The organism is Metabacillus litoralis (assembly GCF_007994985.1).
GTDB lineage: Bacteria > Bacillota > Bacilli > Bacillales > Bacillaceae > Metabacillus > Metabacillus litoralis.
The window spans coordinates 1-878 of record NZ_VOQF01000051.1 but is presented as its reverse complement, the minus strand read 5'-3'; the positions used below and the strand labels follow the sequence as shown (position 1 = coordinate 878).

Here is an 878-nt window from a genome sequence, read left to right as displayed (position 1 = left end):
ACTTCGTCCGAGAGAGTGAAATTACCGTAGGATTTGGCTTCTGTAGCTGGACAAAGTAAGAGCAAAAACTTAGTTGAAGTGAATTGAATTGTATAATCGTTATCTAGTTTTGAAGGAATATAAAAGTTTTTATAAAAAAAGACTTGAAATATTCCATTAAAATAGTATAATAATTCTTGTCGCACTTGTCTGGTGATGATGGCGAAGAGGTCACACCCGTTCCCATTCCGAACACGGAAGTTAAGCTCTTCAGCGCCGATGGTAGTTGGGGGTTTCCCCCTGTGAGAGTAGGACGTCGCCAGGCTGCTTCAAGAAAATTATTATGGAGGATTAGCTCAGCTGGGAGAGCATCTGCCTTACAAGCAGAGGGTCGGCGGTTCGATCCCGTCATCCTCCACCAAAGATTTTTCGCGAAGCGAAAATAACTATCCATTGAGATATTTATGCAAGGTGAAATTAACTTTCCTTAGACTTTGGTAGGATTAAGAAAACTAACCATTTAAGCCGGTGTAGCTCAACTGGTAGAGCAACTGACTTGTAATCAGTAGGTTGGGGGTTCAAGTCCTCTCGCCGGCACCACATTTTAACTCATTATAAATAATGAGCCATTAGCTCAGTTGGTAGAGCATCTGACTTTTAATCAGAGGGTCGAAGGTTCGAATCCTTCATGGCTCACCATTTACACCCCATGCGGGTGTGGCGGAATTGGCAGACGCGCTAGACTTAGGATCTAGTGTCCTTGTGACGTGGGGGTTCAAGTCCCTTCACCCGCACCAAAGTTTTTTCGCGAAGCGAAAATAACTTACGAGAATTCTCTTATGAGAATATTGCGGAAGTAGTTCAGTGGTAGAACACCACCTTGCCAAGGTGGGGGTCGC

Annotated in this window: 4 tRNA genes and 1 rRNA gene; all 5 read left to right on the top strand. The window is 44.0% G+C overall.

Annotated elements, in window-relative coordinates:
- The first annotated feature begins 188 nt into the window (after window positions 1-188).
- The 5 genes from rrf to FS935_RS23090 all read left to right on the top strand — a co-directional run bounded on the left by rrf (window position 189) and on the right by FS935_RS23090 (window position 776).
- Window positions 189-304: ribosomal RNA gene (gene rrf, locus FS935_RS23110) — 5S ribosomal RNA — on the top strand.
- A gap of 20 nt (window positions 305-324) precedes the next feature.
- Window positions 325-400 (top strand) — tRNA-Val (locus FS935_RS23105).
- A gap of 103 nt (window positions 401-503) precedes the next feature.
- A tRNA-Thr gene (locus tag FS935_RS23100) sits at window positions 504-579 on the top strand.
- Between the two features lie 23 nt (window positions 580-602).
- Window positions 603-678: transfer RNA gene (locus tag FS935_RS23095), tRNA-Lys, on the top strand.
- A gap of 12 nt (window positions 679-690) precedes the next feature.
- Window positions 691-776, top strand: a tRNA-Leu gene (locus tag FS935_RS23090).
- Window positions 777-878: the final 102 nt, after the last annotated feature.